At 58.1% G+C, this 19051-nt stretch carries 18 protein-coding genes and 3 pseudogenes; 4 read left to right on the top strand and 17 right to left on the bottom strand.

The window, feature by feature from the left end:
• Positions 1-616, bottom strand: a 616-nt coding sequence (locus DW49_RS1000000129940; RefSeq protein WP_024421230.1) for a TnsA endonuclease N-terminal domain-containing protein, incomplete at its 3' end; no start/stop codon positions are given.
• A gap of 285 nt (positions 617-901) precedes the next feature.
• On the opposite strand from DW49_RS1000000129940, the gene DW49_RS0109910 reads away from it, so the two are divergent.
• On the top strand, positions 902-1471 hold the full coding sequence (locus tag DW49_RS0109910) for a single-stranded DNA-binding protein (protein WP_024421229.1): 570 nt from the start codon (positions 902-904) through the stop codon (positions 1469-1471).
• A 219-nt stretch (positions 1472-1690) separates the two neighbouring features.
• On the opposite strand, the gene DW49_RS0109905 is transcribed toward DW49_RS0109910, so the two are convergent.
• Positions 1691-1996 carry a hypothetical protein gene (locus DW49_RS0109905; RefSeq protein WP_024421228.1) on the bottom strand — a complete coding sequence of 102 codons (306 nt, stop codon included), beginning with the start codon at positions 1994-1996 and terminating at the stop codon, positions 1691-1693.
• Between the two features lie 246 nt (positions 1997-2242).
• Between DW49_RS0109905 and DW49_RS1000000133625 the strand changes: the two are divergent.
• Positions 2243-3270, top strand: a pseudogene (locus DW49_RS1000000133625) (fatty acid desaturase).
• A gap of 117 nt (positions 3271-3387) precedes the next feature.
• On the opposite strand, the gene DW49_RS0109895 reads toward DW49_RS1000000133625, so the two are convergent.
• From DW49_RS0109895 to DW49_RS0109870, 6 genes are read right to left on the bottom strand one after another with little or no spacing between them, the layout of a single operon-like run.
• Entirely contained in the window at positions 3388-4131 is a 744-nt protein-coding gene (locus DW49_RS0109895) for an inositol monophosphatase family protein (protein ID WP_005614319.1), read from the bottom strand.
• Positions 4128-4889, bottom strand: coding sequence for a glycerophosphoryl diester phosphodiesterase (locus tag DW49_RS0109890; RefSeq protein WP_024420079.1), 762 nt, complete (start codon positions 4887-4889; stop codon positions 4128-4130). The genes DW49_RS0109895 and DW49_RS0109890 overlap by 4 nt, the downstream gene beginning before the upstream one ends.
• Before the next feature lie 6 nt (positions 4890-4895).
• Positions 4896-6002 carry an ABC transporter ATP-binding protein gene (locus tag DW49_RS0109885; RefSeq protein WP_005614327.1) on the bottom strand — a complete coding sequence of 369 codons (1107 nt, stop codon included), beginning with the start codon at positions 6000-6002 and terminating at the stop codon, positions 4896-4898.
• On the bottom strand, positions 5999-6892 hold the full coding sequence (locus tag DW49_RS0109880; RefSeq protein WP_024420080.1) for an ABC transporter permease subunit: 894 nt from the start codon (positions 6890-6892) through the stop codon (positions 5999-6001). Before DW49_RS0109880 ends, DW49_RS0109885 begins: the two co-directional genes overlap by 4 nt.
• A complete protein-coding gene (locus tag DW49_RS0109875; protein ID WP_005614329.1) occupies positions 6889-7782 on the bottom strand; it encodes a carbohydrate ABC transporter permease in 894 nt (297 codons plus the stop codon). Before DW49_RS0109875 ends, DW49_RS0109880 begins: the two co-directional genes overlap by 4 nt.
• Positions 7779-9230, bottom strand: a complete 1452-nt coding sequence (locus tag DW49_RS0109870; protein WP_005614332.1) for an extracellular solute-binding protein — start codon at positions 9228-9230, stop codon at positions 7779-7781. Before DW49_RS0109870 ends, DW49_RS0109875 begins: the two co-directional genes overlap by 4 nt.
• A gap of 165 nt (positions 9231-9395) precedes the next feature.
• On the opposite strand from DW49_RS0109870, the gene DW49_RS0109865 reads away from it, so the two are divergent.
• The gene (locus DW49_RS0109865) at positions 9396-10526 is read left to right on the top strand and encodes an ROK family transcriptional regulator (RefSeq protein WP_005614334.1); all 1131 of its coding nucleotides are present in this window, start codon (positions 9396-9398) and stop codon (positions 10524-10526) included.
• Positions 10527-10572: 46 nt separating this feature from the next.
• Here the strand turns inward: DW49_RS0109865 and DW49_RS1000000129930 are convergent.
• A pseudogene (locus DW49_RS1000000129930) lies at positions 10573-10992 on the bottom strand (hypothetical protein); the annotation flags it as partial.
• 296 nt (positions 10993-11288) lie between these two features.
• On the opposite strand from DW49_RS1000000129930, the gene DW49_RS0109855 reads away from it, so the two are divergent.
• Complete coding sequence (locus DW49_RS0109855) at positions 11289-11531, top strand: hypothetical protein (RefSeq protein WP_024420082.1); 243 nt, start codon at positions 11289-11291, stop codon at positions 11529-11531.
• A gap of 147 nt (positions 11532-11678) precedes the next feature.
• On the opposite strand, the gene DW49_RS0109850 is transcribed toward DW49_RS0109855, so the two are convergent.
• From DW49_RS0109850 to DW49_RS0109810, 8 genes and pseudogenes are all read right to left on the bottom strand, one after another.
• Entirely contained in the window at positions 11679-12449 is a 771-nt protein-coding gene (locus DW49_RS0109850; protein WP_005614336.1) for an SDR family NAD(P)-dependent oxidoreductase, read from the bottom strand.
• Between the two features lie 427 nt (positions 12450-12876).
• A pseudogene (locus tag DW49_RS1000000129925) lies at positions 12877-13188 on the bottom strand (cupin domain-containing protein).
• Between the two features lie 102 nt (positions 13189-13290).
• Positions 13291-13530: a hypothetical protein gene (locus DW49_RS0109840; RefSeq protein WP_003379167.1), complete on the bottom strand. Its 240-nt coding sequence runs from the start codon at positions 13528-13530 to the stop codon at positions 13291-13293.
• Positions 13531-13739: 209 nt separating this feature from the next.
• A complete protein-coding gene (locus DW49_RS0109830; protein ID WP_005614341.1) occupies positions 13740-16046 on the bottom strand; it encodes a TonB-dependent receptor in 2307 nt (768 codons plus the stop codon).
• A gap of 70 nt (positions 16047-16116) precedes the next feature.
• On the bottom strand, positions 16117-16521 hold the full coding sequence (locus DW49_RS0109825) for an ExbD/TolR family protein (RefSeq protein ID WP_005614343.1): 405 nt from the start codon (positions 16519-16521) through the stop codon (positions 16117-16119).
• A 1-nt stretch (position 16522) separates the two neighbouring features.
• Positions 16523-17215, bottom strand: coding sequence for a MotA/TolQ/ExbB proton channel family protein (locus DW49_RS0109820; RefSeq protein WP_005614346.1), 693 nt, complete (start codon positions 17213-17215; stop codon positions 16523-16525).
• Positions 17216-17225: 10 nt separating this feature from the next.
• Positions 17226-18041, bottom strand: coding sequence for an energy transducer TonB (locus DW49_RS1000000134210; protein ID WP_024421227.1), 816 nt, complete (start codon positions 18039-18041; stop codon positions 17226-17228).
• A gap of 168 nt (positions 18042-18209) precedes the next feature.
• Positions 18210-19028 (bottom strand): alpha/beta fold hydrolase, encoded by an 819-nt coding sequence (locus DW49_RS0109810; RefSeq protein ID WP_005614353.1) that lies wholly within the window; start codon positions 19026-19028, stop codon positions 18210-18212.
• Positions 19029-19051: the final 23 nt, after the last annotated feature.

Raw genomic sequence — 19051 nt, 5'->3', positions numbered from 1 at the left:
TGGCCAAACTGGATCGTGATGCGTTCTTCAATGCTGAGTTCATGATATGACATAGGTTCACCGTACCGGATTGGTCAGGTGTTGCGCTCAGTTTTTGCCGCCGCCCTTTCTCGGTGATAAGCACCCACTTAACACCTCGGTTATTCCAATAAATTCGTTCTATCAGCAGTTTTTCTAGATTTCGATGCGTTAGGTCCTTCGTCAGCTTCACACTAATCGCTAGAAGTTGATCCCCATCCTGCCAATCAAGTGTGAGTAGAAGATCTGTGGTCATCACTGTTGGTGTTCTTGTCGTAGGGTAGGTTGGATGTCGCACACCGAGATCCGCCGCTATCTGCTGGGTTTCCGCCAAGGGAAGCAGCGGATACTGTTCTCGAATGTTTTTTGTGGACCTCGAATACTCGGCTTCAAGATGGACCTTAAATTCTTGCCGAGATAGGTAGTGATGGGTGCGCCCAGTTACCCGGCTTTTGACCATACTCGATGTCCCGGTGGATGGAACGTCTCGGACGTACATGAACGGCTTATAACCGGCGCCATCACCCTGCCCGTAACCGGCTGCTATCCACCTGTCCACCAAATCTGGATTTGGGGATCTGCATTTCGTGCCTGCCATACCGCCTCCTGATCGGCGATCCCCCGCCAGCTGAGTGAGGGAGATTGAGCTAGGGAGTCACCGAGAGTCAGAACAGTTGTTCGGTTTGATCATAAAGGCTTCGTTCCGGAGCCGTGTGGGGTAAACTAGGAGATCATGAAAACGCGTACGCCATGGCACGTTGCTACCTAAGATCGTCCATCAAGCGGCGCATTTCGGAAATTTTTTTGACCCCTACCAGAAATATAGACAAATTTTTTGGCCCTGGGAAAAATTCTTTTGTCCCTATGCACCTAGGAGAACGTTATGGCCCGTGGGGTTAACAAAGTCATATTGGTCGGTACATGCGGCCAGGATCCCGAAGTTCGCTACTTGCCTAACGGTAACGCCGTGACCAACCTGAGTCTGGCAACCAGCGAACAATGGACTGACAAGCAGAGCGGCCAGAAGGTCGAGAAGACCGAGTGGCACCGTGTATCGATGTTCGGAAAGGTTGCCGAAATCGCCGGCGAATACCTGCGCAAGGGTTCGCAGGTCTACATCGAAGGCAAGCTGCAGACCCGCGAGTGGGAAAAAGACGGCATCAAGCGTTACACCACTGAAATCGTCGTCGACATGCAAGGCACCATGCAACTGCTGGGCGGCCGTCCACAGGGCGACGCTCAACAAGGTCAGGGTGGTGGCGGCAACTACAACCAGTCCGCACCTCGTCCACAGCAGTCGCGCCCACAGCAATCGGCGCCGCCGCAGTCCGCCCCTCAGCAGAACTACAACCAGCAGCCGCCACAACAGCGCGATTCGCGCCCGGCGCCGCAACAACAAGCGCCGCAGCCGGCTGCTGACTTTGACAGCTTTGATGACGATATTCCGTTCTAGCCAAAAACGTAAAAGCCCTCGATCAGGTAGACATCCGTCATAACCTGATCATCGCTTTACGTGTTTGAAACCAAGCCCTCTGCGCCGTAAAGCCAGAGGGTTTTTTTCGAGATGAGTAAACCGGTCAGGAATCCAGCCTATCTGGAGGCAGCGCGTCTTCGCAATCGATGGCAAACCCGTTTGACCCTGAACATACAGGAGCGCGTGTAATCAGCCTGCTTACTGATGCGTATCCACATTCTCAGCCGGATAAAACTCGCCCTCGCTGCCCATCTTCTCCAACCGCTCGCGCACAATCACCTCGACGCTGGCCACTGCCGCCTGATCGTCAGGGTCGACCAGCTGCAAGCACAGGCGCCGGACATTCTGATCGTGGGTGCCCTCGCTGAGCATGTCGTGGGTGAAGATTTGCTCGCCACGCCACAGGCACAGGCACAGCTCGGTATGAGTGCCGCCGAGCCATATCTCGTTGATTGATCTGAGGTCAGTGGTGGCCAGTTGGTCTGCGGTGATCGTCTTGTCCATTGCGCTGTACCTTTTCAGTGAGTCGATGCAGGTCTGACGTGCGGGGGCAGCGGGTCGTTCCCGGCGTCGGCTGGTCATCAGCGTCAACGGTGCCAAATCAAGGCTATGGGACAAGACGCTGACGTCGGAGTTTTTTATAGTGGTCACATTATCGAGTGCTTTAGTCCAAACAAGTATTTCTCGATAAAAAGCTATCGGTCTAGTCTTCACATCAGCTCTATATTGGCATGGAGCGAAGGAGCTGACATGGACTCGTTGGAAAGCATTTCTGCCACTCTGGCAGCAAAAACGGCATATATTCAAAGTGCAATAAGGGTTGCGTCAGTTGCGCTTAGAAAGAACTATCCGATTCTGCAAAGGCAAAGCGCGATAGGTGCAGGCATTCTGTGTTTCGCCCCGTTGGGAATGACAGTCAGCGCGGTTTTATATCAATCAGGTCATTCCCAGGTGTGTGGGCGGCAAATGCGTTCTTTGCCTCACTGACGCATGAGCTGGAACACGACCTGATTCACTATATGTATTTCCGCAAAAACCGCATCGCTCATAACCTGATGCTCGGGTTGGCTTGGCTCGCCAGGCCGACGACGATCAACCCGTGGGTTCGACGCCAGCACCACTTCAATCACCATAAGTTTTCGGGTACTGAGGCTGATCTGGAAGAGCGTACGCTGTCCAATGGCACGCCGTGGGGTGTCCTGCGATTTTTCATGATCTGCGACCTGATGCTTTCAACCACAGTGATGATCGCGCGCGAGGCCGGGTGGAAAAACAAGGTCAGGCTTCTGCTGGCGGGCGCCAAGGCATATGTTCCGCTTACCATGTTGAGCTGGAGTATATGGTATGTTTTTCTTGTGTTTCATACCCTGGATTACTTCAATGGTGCGCCGGGAATCTATGCCGAAACTCATGGGCTAAGCGCGTGGGTGGCTGTAATGAATACGCTGGTCGTTGTGCTCATTGCCCCCAATGTGCTGAGAAGCTTTTGTCTCCACTTCATTACTTCAAATATTCATTATTATGCTGATGTCGACCCTAAAAACTTTATAACTCAGACACAGGTCTTGAATAACCCATGGGTCTGGCCGTTGCAGTTGTTTTGCGCCAATTTCGGCTCGACTCACGGGATTCATCACTTTGTCGTCGGCGAACCTTTTTATGTCCGACAGCTCACGGCGAGACACGCGCATCAGGCGATGCGCGAAATGGGCGTCAGGTTCAATGATGTTGCTTCGTTCTTTCGTGCGAACCGCTGGGGCGTTGTAGAAACCCCATGATGCGGTTATCGCTACGTTCGATGCTCTGCAAGGGGCTCGATAAAGCATTTTCTTTATCGAGCCTTGGCTGCACTAATGTCTGTAGACGCCAACTGGGCTGATGTGTGCGCTAGCCGATCACCCCGCAAAAATCCCCATCAGTTCCTCACGCCCGACCATCACTGTCATGGAACCTTGCTTCTGCTCGCCCTCGATCTCACACAGCAACCCAGCTTCACGACAGATAACCGCACCCGCAGCGATGTCCCACAGGCTGGTGAATTTCTCCATGTACCCGTCTGTCTGCCCCAGTGCAGCAAAGGCCAGGCCGATGGTGGCGCAGCGATAGCCGGCGAGGCCCCAGCCTTGTTGGCGCAAGGTCAGTTGTAGCCGTCCCAGCTCTTCGGCGTCCCAGCGGGTGTTTTCACCGATGCCGGCAATGCGCAGGTGTTCTGGCGGTTGTGGGCGCACGAAAGGGATGCCATTGCGTAGCAAGCCATCGCCGGTACGGGCGGCCAGTGTGTAGCCCAGGGCCGGGTAGGCGACGACGCCTATTTCAGGCACGCCTGCCGACATGTAAGCGACGGCGATGCCCCACAGTGGTGTGCCGCGCAGATAGTTGCCGGTGCCGTCGATGGGGTCGATGACCCAGCCGTCGGTGATGAATTCGCCGCCCAATTCTTCGCCAAGGATTGCATCGTCGGGGAAGTGTTTACCCAGCTCTGCACGAAGCAGTTGCTCGACTTCAAAGTCGGCGCGGGAGACCAGGTCTTGCGCGCTTTTGGTGGTGATGTCGAGGGTGTGGCGGTCGTTGAAATACGCCATAGCCAGGCCAGTGGCCTTTTCTACGGCTTGCATGGCGACGCTGAGTCGGTTGTTCATTGCAGGCAGCCTCCGTTTGGCAGGTTCAACAAGTCCGGGTAATCGCTGAGAATCGATTGCGCGCCGTGTTCAAGTAAGTAGCGCGCGCGTTTCGGGCTGTTGATGGTAGCCACGGCGAATTCGACGCCGCTGCTTTTCAGGCGAATAAGGTGATGGTCATCGAGCATATCGTCAAGTACGTGGAGTATTCGGCAGTCATATTCGGCCAGCAGTGCGACCGGGTCAGCAGGTGCTACCACCGAGGCAATGGCCAGCGGTACGTCGGCCCACAACCGGCGAGCGGCAGTGAGGGAGCGCACTGAAAAACTTGAGACGAATAGCTGATCATTGTCGGCAGGCCAGAGATTTTTGAGGATTGGCATAACCACTTCTGCCGTCTCCACGTCGTCGCCAATCGTCGGTTTGAGTTCGACCTGCAGGCCGAGCTCGAGGCGTAACGCACAGGCCACTATTTCTTCAAATGTCGGGACCTGCAGGCCAGTGAACTCCGCTGCGAACCAGCCGCCGGCGTCCAGCGTGCGAATGGCGCTCAGATCATGAAGCACGACAGCGCCGCGCCCGTTAGTGGTGCGGTCGAGCATGTCGTCATGAATCACCACAGGCTGGCCGTCGCGGGTCAGTTTTACATCGATTTCGACCCATTTCGCGCCGCACTCGGCAGCTTTCTCAAGAGCCAGCAAAGTGTTTTCCGGCACGTAAGCCTTGGCGCCGCGATGGGAAATCAGAGACGAGCGGACAAGGGGAGCAAGTTTGGGCATGGCGGGTCACTTGGCGGTGTGTGAGAAGGAAAAGAGCAGGCGTTGGCCGCTCTCGATATCGAACAGCAGGGGCGTGGGATTGATTGCCAGCCGCACCTGTGTGCCGGGCGACAGGTGGTGCCGGTCGGCGAGGCTGACCACGCAGCGTGTGCCGGCCAGTTGGCAATACAGCAGGCTGTGGCTGCCGAGATTTTCCGAAGACTCCACCACGGCGGTCACGCCGTTCTGATCCAGCGTGAAGGTCTCGGGTCGCAACCCCATCAACCGTTTGCCTGTACTGATGGCGCCGATGCCGAGCTTTATGGGCAGGCGTTGCCCGTCTGCGAGCATCAGCACGTTGTCTTCCAGACAGGTTACGGGCAGCAGGTTCATCGGCGGGGTGCCGATGAAGCGGGCGACGAATGTGCTGGCGGGATGATCGTAGATGTCGGCGGGCGTACCGATCTGCTCGACACGGCCCTGGTTGAGAATCACCACCCGCTCGGCGAGCGTCATGGCTTCGGTCTGATCGTGGGTAACGTACAGAATGGTTGCGCCGGTCTGCTGGTGCAGGCTGCGAATCAACAAGCGCATCTCATGGCGCAACGCGCTGTCCAGGTTGCACAGCGGCTCATCGAACAGCAGCACCGGCGGTTTGCGAATCAACGCCCGGCCGATGGCGACGCGCTGGCGCTGACCACCGGACAGCTCGCCGGGCTTGCGCTGCAGCAGGTCCTCCAGCCCCAGCGAGCTGGCGCATTCCCGTACGCGCTGCTCGCGCTGCTTGCGCGAAATACCAGCCAGCTTGAGCGCATAGCCAATGTTGTCTGCCACGCTCATGTGCGGGTAGAGCGCATAGTTTTGAAACACCATCGCGCAGCCACGTTCCTTGGGCGGCAGAGGTGTGACGTCGCGGCCGCCCATCAGAATCTGCCCTTGGCTGACGTCCTCCAGCCCGGCGACCATGCGCAACAGTGTGGACTTGCCACACCCCGACGGGCCGAGGATGACGTTCAGTTCGCCAGCCTTGAACGTCAGGTCCAGGCCATGAAGGATGTGCCCGGTGCCATACGTTTTGTGCAGCCCTTTGGTGACAATCTCCGGCGCACAGGTAATGGGGGCGAGCGCGTTCATTTACCGACTCCGATAAGGCCTTTGACGAACCATCGCTGCATGAGCGCAATGACGAGGATAGGGGGCAGCATGCTGACCACCGCCGCGGCCATCAGCAGGTTCCATTCAGGAACCTGGCTCGCATCGGTCGGCAGAAAGCTGGCGACGCCCAGCACCAGCGTGCGCATGTCCTCGCGATTGGTCGCTACCAGCGGCCACAGGTAGTCTTTCCAGGCACCGATAAACACCAGCGTACCCAGCGCAGCGAAGTTGGTCTTCGACAGCGGCAGCAGAATGTCGATGAAAAAGCGCCACGGCCCTGCGCCATCCATTCGCGCGGCCTCGACCAGTTCGGCGGGCAGGGTCTGGTAGAACTGCCGAAACAGAAAAGTACCGGTGGCCGAAGCGATCAGGGGCAGGGCGAGGCCGGTATAGCTGTCGAGCAGATTAATGGTCGGCACCGGCAGCCACTGGATGCCCAGCCATCGCAATACCGTGCGCAGCGGCCCGAACAGGTCGCTGGCCACGGCATAGGTGGGGATGATGCGCACTTCCAGCGGCAGCAACAGCGCGCCCAGTACAGCGAAGAAAATCACTGACGTGTAACGGCTGCGAAAGTACACCACCGCAAAGGCGGTCAAGGCCGAAAGCGTCAGCTTGCCGATCACCACCAGCGTGGCGACCAATAGGCTGTTGCCGAGCAGACGCAGCAGGTCCAGACGCCGGGTGACCTGCTGCAGGTTCTCCAGCAACTGGTCGCCGGGCACGACCGCAAGGCCGTGAGTGAACAGCTGCGAGTTGCTGACGGTTGCCGAGCAGACCGCCATATACAGCGGCCCCAACGCGAACACCAGTCCCAGCGTCAGCAGTAAGTAGGCACCTGCATCGAGCAGCCGACTGTGCCCGATCATGTTTTCACCCCGCGGCGTTTGAAGTGTGACATGAGCTTGAACTGTGCAACGCTCAACGCCACGACTGCCAGCAGCATGAGCACGGAAAGCGTCGATGATCCGGCGAGGTCCAGCCCCATGAAGCCGTCGGTGTAAATCTTGTAGGCCAGCACATTGGTGGTGTCGCCCGGCCCGCCGTGAGTAAGTGTGTCGACCAGCCCGAAACTGTTGGACAGGCTTTCCAGCAGGTCGATGACGAACACGAACAGCAGATATGGCGCGATTAGTGGCAATTGAATATCGAGCATGCGACGCAAGGGGCCTGCTCCGTCCATTGCCGCAGCGGCGAGGTAATCGTCTGGCACCGACTTCAGGCTGGCGACCAACATCACAAAGTTGAACGGCACCAGGCACCAGGCATACGCCACGATCAGCAGCAGCATGCTTTGCACGGGGTTGGCGTAGGGCGCCCAGGTGCCGGGGGCGATCGCGTTGAGCCAGGCAAAAATGCCCATCACCGGATTGGCCAGCACGTGAAAGACAATGCCGATGGTGGCGCCCGATACTGCGTAGGGCCAGATCAGCAGGTTGCGAAACACCGCGTTGCCACGCAGCTTCAGCTCAAGGCACAGCGCAAGCACCAACGCGATAAGGATCGAAAGCATCACGCTCGACAGGCTGAACACCAGCGTCGAGCCCAGCGACGCGAGCACGCCGGGGTCTTTCAATACTCGCCAATAATTGCTCACGCCGACAAAAATTTCGTGACCGCCAAAGGGGGGCACCAGATGAAACGACCACCAGAGTGCCTGTAGCGCAGGCCAATAGAAAAACAGCCCGAGCGCGAGCAACTGCGGCAGCGCGAACAGCAGCGCCAAACGCGATTGCGGAAAATGCGCACCAGCCTTCATGGCGTTACCTCGCTCGAGTGGAGATTCTTGTCGGAGAGAGCTTGCTCACCGAAGCGATCGTCCGCGCGCCCAATTTCCGAGGGCTGTACTGGCCTCTTCCCTAGCAAGCGAAGCGTCGCCTGGCTCGCTCCCGCAGGACGTGTGTCTAAAGCTGAGTTGCTGGCCTGAGCCTGGTGCATCTGTTGAAACAGGCTGAGCAGTTCGTTGGCGCGCATCGTGGTTTGGCGCAGGGCGTGATCGACGCTTTGACGGCCTGCGAGCGCGTTTTCCATTTCCTGCAACCAGATCAAGCGCATCAGTGTGATAAAGCCGCAACGCAACGGAGCTGAGGGCTGCCCGTCGATATCGTTGAGTACGGCGAGCCCGACCGCCACCGCCGAGGGCTTCTGTGCGCTGGATTGCAATCGCGTAGCCGCAGCCTGAGTGACCGGCAGGTAACCCGTCCGTGCGCTGAACATCAGTTGTTTATCCGGTTGCAGCACGAACGCCAGAAATTCCGAAACCACTCGATAATCGTGCGCAGAATGCCCGCGCATCACCCACAGCGAAGAGCCGCCGGGGACGTTGGCGCGGCGCTGGGTTTGAGCGTAGATCGGCAGCGCGCTCACCTCGATATCAGACTCCAGATCACCGTGCATGACATTCCAGCTGCCTGTTGAATCCAGCAGCATGGCGCAGTCGCCGGTGGCAAACGCCAGGCCCTGCTGGCCGCTGCGGGTCGAGTCCTGGTGCCGCACCAGGCCTTCGGCGGTCCACCGCGCAAGGTCGGTCATCAGGCGCACGTGCGTGCCTTTGTCGAACTGATAATGGTCGGTGCCTGCGGCGCGGATCGCGACGGGCGTGCCTTGTGCGGCACTGGTCTGTTCCAGCCAGATCCACGGGGAAAACTCAGTGACGACAGGACACGTGTGGCCACTTCTCTTCAAGGCCCGCAAGGCCGTATCGAAAGCTTCCCACGTGGCGGGCGGTTCACTGATGCCCGCTGCAGCCAGCGCTTTTCGGTGCGTATAAAACACCGCTGTCGACGCCGCAAAGGGTTGAGCCGCTAGCGTACCGTGATCATCTGAGTAATAGCGCCGCAATGCGGGTAGAAACGTGTCATCTGAATAGGCTCGTTGATGGTCGGCCATCACCGTTTCGACCGCTTGCGTAGCACCGCCCAACAGCATGTCCGGCGTGGCGACGTCATAAATCTCCACCAGTGCCGGGCCTATGCCGGCACGATAGGCGGCGACGGTTTTCTGCAGCGTTTGCTCGTAAGTGCCTTGGCGAATGCAGTGCAGGCGATCGCCATCCTCGCGTTGCGCATTGAAGCTTCTGCACACGTCTGCGATGGCGCTCGCCGCTGCACCGCTGTGGCCGTACCAGAACTCGGCGGGTGCGGCGAACGCCTGAGTGGCAAGCGGCAGCAGTGCCAGTACGGAAAAAATTCTACTGATGAAAGGCATGGGAGCACTCACAAGAACTGACTGCCATTTAATACATCTTGTGTGTAGTATTTGTGACCTGCTCAATGTTTATTAAATTTTCATGATTGAAGTGTGCAATTGGCGACGAGCGATACACTGCTCCACACGCCGACTGTTTTAATCCTCCTTTGATTTGTAGATTCCATGCCTCTCGACCTCGACACTGCCCTTTCTTCGCACCAACCGTTGAGCCTCAATGAACGCAAACTGCTGGACATCCTTCGTCGTCGAGGCGCGATCACCCGCGCCACGGTATCGACCGAAATGGACCTCGCGCAGCAGTCGGTGCACCGCCTGATCGAAGAGCTGATCAGTCGTGGCCTGTTGCGCAGCGGCGAGCGGGTGAAGAATGGCCGAGGCCAACCGAGCCCGCGCATCGAACTGGTCAACGAGGCGGTGTATGCCATCGGCGTGTCGATCAACACCGACTCGGCAGTGGTCTGCGTTGCGGACCTGGGCTGCAACGTGCTGGAACAAGTCACCCTGCGCACGCCCCCGTTGAGCCGCAACAGCACGCTGGATTCGCTGGCGAAAACCATCGAACGCATGCTTCAGCGTAACGGCATTGAGGCGGACCGCGTCATCGGTATGGGCTTCGCCATCGCCGGATTCTTCCTTGAAAACCGCCAGATCAATGCACCGGAGCCGCTGCGCGACTGGTCATTGATCGACTTGCAGCCGGTACTTGAAGAACGCTTCGGCATGCCGGTCTGGCTGGAAAACAACGCCACCACAGCCGCCATCGGCGAAAGCCTGGTGGGCGTTGGCGCCTGGGCCAGCAACTTCATCTACCTGTCGTTCAACTTCGGCTTCGGCGCAGGCGTGGTCATCAACGGTAAACCGTACTTCGGCAGCCACGGCAACGCAGGCGAGATCACCCTCTACAACGACGAAGAATCAATAAACCGCCCGGCGTTGCGCTATTTGCTGGAAGAACTGCATCAGAAAGGCGTGCAAGTGGATTCCATCGAAGACCTGCGCCTGCGCTTCGACCCCAACTGGCCCGGTGTCGATACCTGGTTGAAACGAATCCAGCCAACGCTGGACCGGCTGGTCAACGCGCTGTCGGGGTTGTTCGATCCTCAGGCGGTGGTGTTTGGCGGGCAATTGCCAGTGGAACTGGGGAAGCGCCTGATTGCGGCGACGACTTTCTGGGGGACCCATCGGTATAACGCGCCACCGCCGAGGCCTCGGTTGTTACTGAGTGAGACCAATGGGGATGCGGCGGCTATCGGGGCGGCACTGGTGCCGTTGAAAGAGCGGTTTTTTGTTTGAACCGTATAACATTTGTTTTTTTGAAATATGATTCAGTCGAATTGCAAATAAACATTTTTTGATCCCAGAGGCCGGGACCGCAGGCGCTTATCCGCATTGAAGGTGCTATTTCAAGTTGACCCTTGAAAAGGCGAACAGCCTGAAGGTCTGTGAGGCAGTCCGTACTGGGTGCGGGCATAGGGACGCTGCGCTCGACCATAAAGACTAACGACTGCCGATGGTCTTCGATTCGCACATTGAGCTGTTTGTTCTCGCTGAAGCGACATGGCCATTGCATGTCCATTTTCACAGGGGGATCGCCCGCTCGGTTAAGCACGCAACGGCCCTTCTCATTGCTCAGGCTGAACTGCCGACCTGCGATTTCAACTTGGGTCAATCCTGGTCTGTCTGGGGTTGTTTGATCGGCAATAGCGTCAAGACTAAGGGTGCTCGCCAACAGTAGGCTGAATAATACGTAGGCACGCATCGCCCTCGGGTGTGGCACGCTCAGGTCAACATAGCCACATGCATGCTCAGGCCGTTTAGCGGAAGGCTGGGGTGATTGCCAAATCGATCTCCTGATCAAATCTTATTCATTCGTGCGGCACGTTCACTTGCTCGTGCAGCCTGTTTTTGATTGTCCCTGCCAGCGTGGCACCGAGTCACTATATCTCAGAAATTCTGACGGGAATAAGGCCTTGTTTTCGTACAGAGCCTGGTTTGCTTGGGTTTGACGTGTGATAGGTAGCCGAGGCCAGGCCCAGCGGAAAAAAGGAGGAGCTTATGGATAAGCGCAGTGAACGGCTTGAAGTGTTGAGAGTGTTGATAGTGATCTTCGCTCCTGTGGGGCTTATTATTTTGATTGCTTCCAGATACCCCTCCATGATTGAGCGCAGAGTCGAGGCAAGGGCAAGCGAGCAAGCCGTTCGTCCGCAGCCGCCACTCGTTGAATCCACTCTTGAAGTAATAATGCCGGATGGAAAGCGTATGAGTGAGGAAGAGGTACGGTCATTCCGCCGATTCTAAGCCTTTATCTGTCATGGTGATGACTCGGCCCTTCGACCTGGTAGCTACCGGCAACGCACGGTGACGACGGCAGCTATTGGCCAGAAAACATCTGGGCAGATAGCCGCGCCGGGCTGCTAGTGATCTTGTTTTCACGAGTGAAATAAGTCACCAGACAATGGGTTTGTCGTTCCAGTCCCAGAAGGTCCCGCTGTCGGCCGGACCATGTGCTTCTACCAACGCAATAATGCGATCCGCAGAGAACGCCGGTTCGAATAGTTGTCCATCAGGCACGTTCGCCTGGAATGGCCGAGACAGTTCCGTGTCAGTCGTGCCTGGGTGTATTGCCAGAACAGTAGAGGCAGGGTTCAGGCGTTTCAATTCGATACTGGCGGTGTGCAGCAACTGGTTGAGCGCCGCTTTGCTGGCTCTGTAGCTGTACCAGCCACCCAATCGATTATCGCCAATAGAGCCAACCCTCGCGGAGAGCGCCGCGAAGGTCGAAGGTTTTTTACGCAATAACGGGAGTAGGTGTTTAAGCAGCAGGATTGGTGCAAAGGTGTTGGTCGCGAAGCTCGCTTGCAGGCTCGCAAGCGTCACGTGTGCCAGGCCCTTTTCTGCTTTTGCGCCGTCCTGATGAAGAATGCCTAAGGTACTGATAACGAGGTGCAGATGATCGCACCCCTCAAGTGTCTCGCTCACGAGCGTTTCGAGGGATTGCTCATTGGACGCATCGCAGTCGACTCGTTTCAGGCGTTGGCCATACTGTTCTGCAAGCTTTGCCAGTTCGACAGAGCTGCTGGCTTTTCGCGCTACCGCCCATACCAAAGCCACATCATCACGAGCGAGCAAAGCCGCACACAGTGCCAAGCCTATGCCTCGGCTGGCCCCGCCTATCAGCACGTTAGCTTTGCTGTTCAGTTCGGGTATCAAACTCATAAGGCACCTTGAGAAGCATGGCTGAGTTTTTTTGACGTTGGGGGAGGGCGTAACGTTCAAGTAGACAGTTGCTTGCAAATAGAGGCCTGAACGAAAGTGACTGTCGGCTCATTCAGGACACTGACAATCAGGTATAAGTTTTTCCCTGGAAACCATACAAATTATAATTTTTTCGCGACTCCTATAGGACATTTCTCCTGCAGCTAGCCATTGAGCGAGCCGGGTACAGTGCCGTTGGTGAGGAAATCCCGGATGTTTTCGTAGAATGATTTCATATGCTGACAGATCCTCGCCTAAGCCTGGAGCGTGATACTCGCGGCCGAAGCATCCACATCACAATGGACGCAGTCGGCCGATAGCTACCATTGGCCGAAAGCCGCAACCGCTTGAGCGTGGAAAGGTAATGATGAGCGATAGCCTGGTCGAATCAAACGCTGCCTTCACGTTCGATAACCAGAATCCGTGCCTCTCCACGAGGATGCGCAACATGTTCACATCCCACCCCAGCGAAAAACACGTCGCCAACCAACAATGTCACTACGTGTTCGATGCCTGACTCGCGATAATGCATATCCACCGTGCCGTCGAGGACTGCGAAGACTTCCTCACCCTCGTTGACATGTCACTTATATGGCTGGTCGGTCCAGTGGAGGCGGACGGTGGTTCCATCCATGTTAGCGATGTCGTCAGCCCCCCAAGCGCGAGTGGCGGTGAAATCCTTGCTACGAATAACTCTCATTGATCGCGGCTCTCGAGCAGGAAATAATTTCTATCAGACCTTTGCCCCCTCCGATGCTGGCCGAAAGGAGTCTGATTTGAAATCGGTAGTCCATTAAAAAACCTACCTCCTCAACGCAATTGCCTCGGCCACAAGGCACTCCAGCGCAAACTGCTCGGTATACGTCATCTGAATCGCCGTGGTCTCGCCCTTGACCGTCCTTTCCCCATCAAGAATGTAGCGAATGCGCTTGTCCGTCACGCCAATGCGTTTGGCGATCCACGAGGGCGTTTGCCCGATGCGTGAAATCAGCTTGTCGGCGTATTCGGTGGACGGGTTGTAGAGTTCTGCGTTGGGTGTCATGTGATGTCCAGATAAAGGTCAGCGCTTGGTATGTGCGGAGTATGCAGCACGATGCGCTGTTCGTCGCCATGAGGGCAGGCAACCAACGCTTATCGTGCATCGACTGGAAGATTGCCTTCGCGAGCAAGCTCGCTCTCACGGAGTGAGTCACGCAGCGTCACTCAAGAGTGGACCGAGCGATCCTTCGCCTGTCCACAGTCAGCAAAACATCAAAGCTTCACCCCCAACGTCACAAACGCACTGCGCGGCGTGCCTACTTGAAGAATCTGCAAATTGCCTGACGGGTCGGCGGCTGCGCTGGCGTCGGTGTTGAGGGTGGAGATGTAGCGTTTGTCGAACAGGTTGACCATGTTCAGCGAGACGGTGGTGTCTTTCAGGGCACCGAGTTTGCCGAAGTCGTAACCGAGGTTAGCGTTCGCCAGCCAGTAGCCGCTGACGCTGGAGTCGTTGGTGTAGGTGTAATAGCGCTTGCTGATGTAGTTGCCTTGCAGGCCAGCGTTCCAGTGTTCCCAGTTCCAGTCCAGGTTGCTCGAATACATGAGTTTCGGCGTGTCGACGACGGTCTTGCCTTTCACCTGCACGGTGCTGCCGCCACTGGCGTAGTCGTCATCGTAAGTGCTGTGGTTGTAGGACATCGAGTTGGACCAGCGCCAGTTTTCATTGGGTGTCAGGCCAAATGACAGCTCCAGCCCTCGACTGGTGACCGAGCCGACGTTGGCCACGCCGTTCTGGCAGATGACGATGCCAGTGCAGTTGGTGATCGCCACCAGGCGGTTGTCGAACCTGGTGTTGTAGACAGCGGCGGAGGCCGAATACAGCTGGGTGCTGCGGCGCAGGCCCAGTTCGACGGTTTTCGAGGTTTCGGGTTTCAGGTCCTTGAAGCCGTTCTGCGCATCGACTGCAGTCTGTGTGGTGAAGAACGGGCTGTAACCGCCACTCGGAAAGGCCGCCATGTTTTCCGAGTAAGAGGTGAACACTTCATCGCTGTCGTTGAGTTTGTAGGTCGCGCCGACCTGCGGCAGAAACCTGTCACGCGCCTCTAGCGAGCCGCTGGCATAACCGCCACCTTTGCCTTCGGCCGTCGAGGTGGTCACGGTATTTTTTGCGCCGAACTCAAGTTTGAGCCGGTCATCGAGCAGGGTGTAGGTGTCACGCAGGTAGAACTGTCGAGTCAGGTCGTTGTAGCTCTGGTCCAGCACCGTGGCCGCCAGCTGCAGGCCGTTGGTTTTGACGATGTGGTTCTGCGGCGTCGCATTGGTGGTATCGAACAGATAACGGGCGATGTCGTTCTTGTTCGACTGAATCCAGAACCCGGCCTGAATTTCGTGCTGGCCCAGGAAGTAGGTCAGCGAACTCTGGAAGCCGGTTCGGTCAATGCCGTAAACCGTGCTGCGAATTGCGTTGCTGGGCACGGTGGTAGCGCCGCTGGTGTAGACAAACGGATAGTAGGAGTTGCCCCGGCCCGAGTCGTGGTGGTGATAGACCGTGGCGTCCAGCACCAGGTCATCGGTCAGCGAGAAGTTGCCGTTGAGGATGTCCAGTTCGTCATCACGCAGGCTGCTGGCGTTGTAGGTTGCATCGCCTGCGCTGGTCACGCCGCCGGTATAAATGCCATTGGCCGCGTTGACCGCGCGCGGCCAGTCCGGCGTGTAGTAGCTCCAGTTGTAGCCCAGCCGCTGGATGATGCTTTGCGACAACGACGGCAGGTTGGCTTCGTCGTGGGACGAGGTGCTGTGAAAAAAGCTCACGCGGTTGTCGCCGAAGTTGTAGTTGACCTTGGCGTTCACTGCGTCGGATTTTTGCGGGTTGTTGTGGCCTTTCCAGGCGTCGGCGTCGTATTTCTCTCCAGACACGTAGGCCGACAGGCCGTTGTATTCGCCTGTATCGACGCGCATGAACGTGCGTGAAGTGTCGTAGCTGCCCATGGTCTGCGACAACTGTGCGCCGAATTCTTTTTCGGGGTTGGAACTGGTGAACTGGATGGTGCCGCCCAGGTCGCTGTTCGACGCCGTACCCAGTGAGCCGATGCCGGGCGCTACTTCACTGGCTGCGATGTTTTCCGCAATGATCGCCCGGGTAATGCTCAGGCCGTTGAAGTTGCCGAAGCTCATGTTGCCCAGCGTCACGCCGTCCAGTGTGTAGCCCAGGTGGTGCATGTCAAAACCGCGCAGGCTGATGCGCTGGCTGCCTTCTTCGCGGCCCAGCGGGTCGCCGGACTGGAAGTTGACGCCCGGCAGGCGTTGCAGGACTTTCATCGGGCTGGTGCCTGCGGAATAAGCTTTCACATCCTTTTGTGTGACGCGCTGTACCTGGCGTGTTTCGCCCTGACCGATGACCGAGACGGTGCCCAGCGTCATGGCTGCGGCGTCGTCGCTGGCGGGTGGCGTCACAGGTGCCGGCACGTTGTCGTCGGCCTGAATGAACGGGCTGATCAGGCACAGTGAGTTCAATGAAATCAGCAGCGCGAGACGCGTCACGGGGAATCGGGAGGCGCGCGGTATCGATCGAATGCTCATGAAAAGGTTTTCCTGGAGGCGTCAGGGGGCCGCGCTTGCGGCGGGTCATGTGTGTGACGACGGGTATTGTTCAGGGGCTTTCAGTGATCACCGACAGGCGACTGATGCCGGCCTTCTGCACATCAGCCAGTACCTGAGCGACTCGGCCATAACGGGTCGCCTGATCGGCACGCAGGCTGACGGCGACGTCCGGATCCTGGTCGTGCAGGGCTTGCAGCGCGTCCGGCAGTTGCTCCATTGCCACCGCCTGGCTGTCAATGAACACACCACCGCTGGCGTCGACGCTCACCACTGTCGGGCTTGCCTGATCCAGTGAGGTGGTGGCGACGGTTTGCGGCAGGTCCAGCGGGATAGAGTTGTTGAGCAACGGCGCGGTGACGATGAACGTCACCAGCAGCACCAGCATCACGTCTACGAGCGGCGTGATGTTGATATCGCTGATTGCATCGTCGTCATTGGCGGTGGAGAAGGACATATCAGCTCACTCCTTTCAGGTTGGGTGTTGCCTTGTCGCGGCTCTCGGGTTGCAGCCGGAAGGCGTTGCGCTGCGAGAGGTTGAGAAAGTCCACGGCGAACTCCTCCAGGTCGGCGATCACCAGCTTCATGCGTCGTCCGAAAAAGTTGTAGGCCAGCACGGCTGGCACGGCGACGGCGATACCGACGCCGGTCGCCACCAAGGCTTCACCGATGGGCCCTGCAACCACCGCGATGCTCGCTGACTTGGCCTGGCTGATCGCCGTCAGTGCGTGAATTATTCCGAAGACGGTGCCGAACAGGCCGATAAAGGGCGCTGTGCTGCCGATCGAGGCCAGCAGGATCATGCCGCTCTCCAGGCGACGACGCTCCTTGTGGATTTGCTGGCGCAGGCTGCGCTCCAGCAGGTCCTGACGATTCCAGCTGTGGCCCAGGTCCGGCGAGTCGTGCGGCGCTGCGAGGGCTTGGGCACCGGCGTCGGTCAGGCGTGCCAGGCTGCCTTCGCTGTGGGGCAGGTGCAGCGCATTCTTCAGGTCGCGGGCGGCCCAGAATTGCGTCGAATAGCGCCGGTTCTGGCGGCTCAGTCGCCAGTGCTGAAGGGTCTTGCCGAGCAGCAGCGCCCAGGTCACCAGCGAGAAAATCACCAGCAACGTCATCGAAGATTGAGTAATGAGTACGGAGTAAGCAGTGTTCATGACGTAAGCCTCAGGGTGCGAGTTTGAAAGCCAGGGGCACGTTGACCCAGCCTTCAACCGGGGTGTCGCCGCGTTTGGCGGGAATAAAAGTCCATTGCCGGACAGCGGCCTGCGCGGCTTCGTCCAGCGCCGGGACGCCACTGCTTTGCAGCACTTGCACCTGATCGGTACGCCCGTTGGGCAGCACATGAACGCGCAGCAACGTTGTACCTTGCTGATGCCTGCGCGCAGCGGCCGGCGGGTAGACCGGGGGCGGGTTGTTCAGGTAACCGGCACGGCCTATGGGCGCAGTGGTGGTCTGTGCTGGCGCGGGCGCTGCAGCGGGCGACGGTGCTGTCGCGGGCGCAGGTGTCGTCGGTGCTGTGGAAGGTGCGGTAGAAGGCGCCGCGGAATGCGTCGGTGCGACGGGTTTTGCTGCGACCGTTTTCGCCTGCGTTTTGGGTTTTGGCAATTCTGTGGGTTTAGGCGCCGCAGGCGCAGGAGCCTGCTGCTGTTGTTCGGCCGCAGGCTGTGGCGTTGGTTGTGAAGCGGGCTGCGTGACTGGCACGGGTGCTGGCGGCGGCACCCATTGCACGGTGATCGGCATTGGCGGCGTGGGTTCTGGCGCCTGTGTGTGCTCGGTTGTCAGCCAATACGCCAGCGCAGCATGCAAGCCGAGCGCAACCATGATCGCCAGTGCGTTTTGCGGCCATGCTCGTGGTTGCGCTGGGGGCTGTTGCGGCACAAGCAGCGCAGACGGGGCGACCGAGCAGCCGCCGTTTGGCTGTTCTGGCCAGTGGCGTAACTGACGCGGCGGTAATCGGCGGGGCAGGATCAGCGTTGACATGAGTTCAGCTCACCAGCGAAAGAGTACGAGCCCGGCGCGTTGGCGACGGGCTCGTTTCAACTGGTGCTGATATTAATACTCGGTGTGTGTATTAATTATGACCGCTGCCGCTCGGTCAGGATTTTTCTATCGATGGCGGCGGGCTAGGGGATTTCTACAGTGGCTGTGTCAGCTCGCGACAAACGCCAGCAAATCCACGTTCAGCTGCTGTGCATGAGTCACGGCAAAGCCATGCGGTGCGCCTGAATAGACGTTCAGTTTGGCACCCTCGATCAGTTCGGTAGCACGTTTGCCCGAGGCCTCGAAGGGCACCACCTGATCGTCATCACCGTGGATCACCAGGGTCGGCACATCGATTTTCGCCATGTCAGCACGGAAGTCCGTTGCCGAGAACGCGGTGACGCAATCCAGCGTGCCTTTCAGCGAGGCAAGCAGGGCGATGTTAAGCGTCTGGGTCAGTACGCCCTCGGAGACTTTCTGGCCATGGTTGATGCCGTAAAACGCAGTGGCAAAGTCAGAGATGAACTGCGCACGGTCTTTCAGCAAACCGTCCATGATCCCGTCGAAGACTGACTTGTCGACGCCTTCCGGGTTGTCTTCGGTCTTGAGGAAAAACGGCGTCACCGAGCCCAACAAGGCCAGTTTGGCGACCCGCTCGCTGCCGTATTTGGCGATGTAGCGCGTCACGTCGCCGCCGCCCATCGAGAAACCGACCAGTGTCACGTCGCGCAGGTCGAGGTGCTCGATCAATGCGGCAAGGTCGTCGGCGAAGGTGTCGTAGTCATAGCCCGTCCACGGCTGGCTGGACCGACCGAAGCCGCGGCGGTCGTAGGCAATGGTGCGGTAACCGCGGCTGCTGAGGTATTCCATCTGGTATTCCCACATGTCCGCATCCAGCGGCCAGCCGTGACTGAACAGCACCGGCTTGCCCGTACCCCAGTCCTTGTAATAGATCTCGGTGCCATCTTGTGTGGTGAACGTGCTCATGCAGATTCCTCTCGATGTCGGAT

This window comes from Pseudomonas avellanae BPIC 631, assembly GCF_000444135.1.
Taxonomy (GTDB): Bacteria; Pseudomonadota; Gammaproteobacteria; order Pseudomonadales; family Pseudomonadaceae; genus Aquipseudomonas; species Aquipseudomonas avellanae.
Note: the sequence above shows the minus strand (reverse complement) of the source record. Positions and strands in the feature narration are given on the sequence as shown.

Excerpts from the sequence above, each read along its gene's own strand:
- DW49_RS0109910 (WP_024421229.1), top strand. The coding sequence starts at position 902 with ATGGCCCGTGGGGTTAACAAAGTCATATTGGTCGGTACATGCGGCCAG.
- DW49_RS0109905 (WP_024421228.1), bottom strand. The coding sequence starts at position 1,996 with ATGGACAAGACGATCACCGCAGACCAACTGGCCACCACTGACCTCAGA.
- DW49_RS0109895 (WP_005614319.1), bottom strand. The coding sequence starts at position 4,131 with ATGAACAACCGACTCAGCGTCGCCATGCAAGCCGTAGAAAAGGCCACT.
- DW49_RS0109890 (WP_024420079.1), bottom strand. The coding sequence starts at position 4,889 with ATGCCCAAACTTGCTCCCCTTGTCCGCTCGTCTCTGATTTCCCATCGC.
- DW49_RS0109885 (WP_005614327.1), bottom strand. The coding sequence starts at position 6,002 with ATGAACGCGCTCGCCCCCATTACCTGTGCGCCGGAGATTGTCACCAAA.
- DW49_RS0109880 (WP_024420080.1), bottom strand. The coding sequence starts at position 6,892 with ATGATCGGGCACAGTCGGCTGCTCGATGCAGGTGCCTACTTACTGCTG.
- DW49_RS0109875 (WP_005614329.1), bottom strand. The coding sequence starts at position 7,782 with ATGAAGGCTGGTGCGCATTTTCCGCAATCGCGTTTGGCGCTGCTGTTC.
- DW49_RS0109870 (WP_005614332.1), bottom strand. The coding sequence starts at position 9,230 with ATGCCTTTCATCAGTAGAATTTTTTCCGTACTGGCACTGCTGCCGCTT.
- DW49_RS0109865 (WP_005614334.1), top strand. The coding sequence starts at position 9,396 with ATGCCTCTCGACCTCGACACTGCCCTTTCTTCGCACCAACCGTTGAGC.
- DW49_RS0109855 (WP_024420082.1), top strand. The coding sequence starts at position 11,289 with ATGGATAAGCGCAGTGAACGGCTTGAAGTGTTGAGAGTGTTGATAGTG.
- DW49_RS0109850 (WP_005614336.1), bottom strand. The coding sequence starts at position 12,449 with ATGAGTTTGATACCCGAACTGAACAGCAAAGCTAACGTGCTGATAGGC.
- DW49_RS0109840 (WP_003379167.1), bottom strand. The coding sequence starts at position 13,530 with ATGACACCCAACGCAGAACTCTACAACCCGTCCACCGAATACGCCGAC.
- DW49_RS0109830 (WP_005614341.1), bottom strand. The coding sequence starts at position 16,046 with ATGAGCATTCGATCGATACCGCGCGCCTCCCGATTCCCCGTGACGCGT.
- DW49_RS0109825 (WP_005614343.1), bottom strand. The coding sequence starts at position 16,521 with ATGTCCTTCTCCACCGCCAATGACGACGATGCAATCAGCGATATCAAC.
- DW49_RS0109820 (WP_005614346.1), bottom strand. The coding sequence starts at position 17,215 with ATGAACACTGCTTACTCCGTACTCATTACTCAATCTTCGATGACGTTG.
- DW49_RS1000000134210 (WP_024421227.1), bottom strand. The coding sequence starts at position 18,041 with ATGTCAACGCTGATCCTGCCCCGCCGATTACCGCCGCGTCAGTTACGC.
- DW49_RS0109810 (WP_005614353.1), bottom strand. The coding sequence starts at position 19,028 with ATGAGCACGTTCACCACACAAGATGGCACCGAGATCTATTACAAGGAC.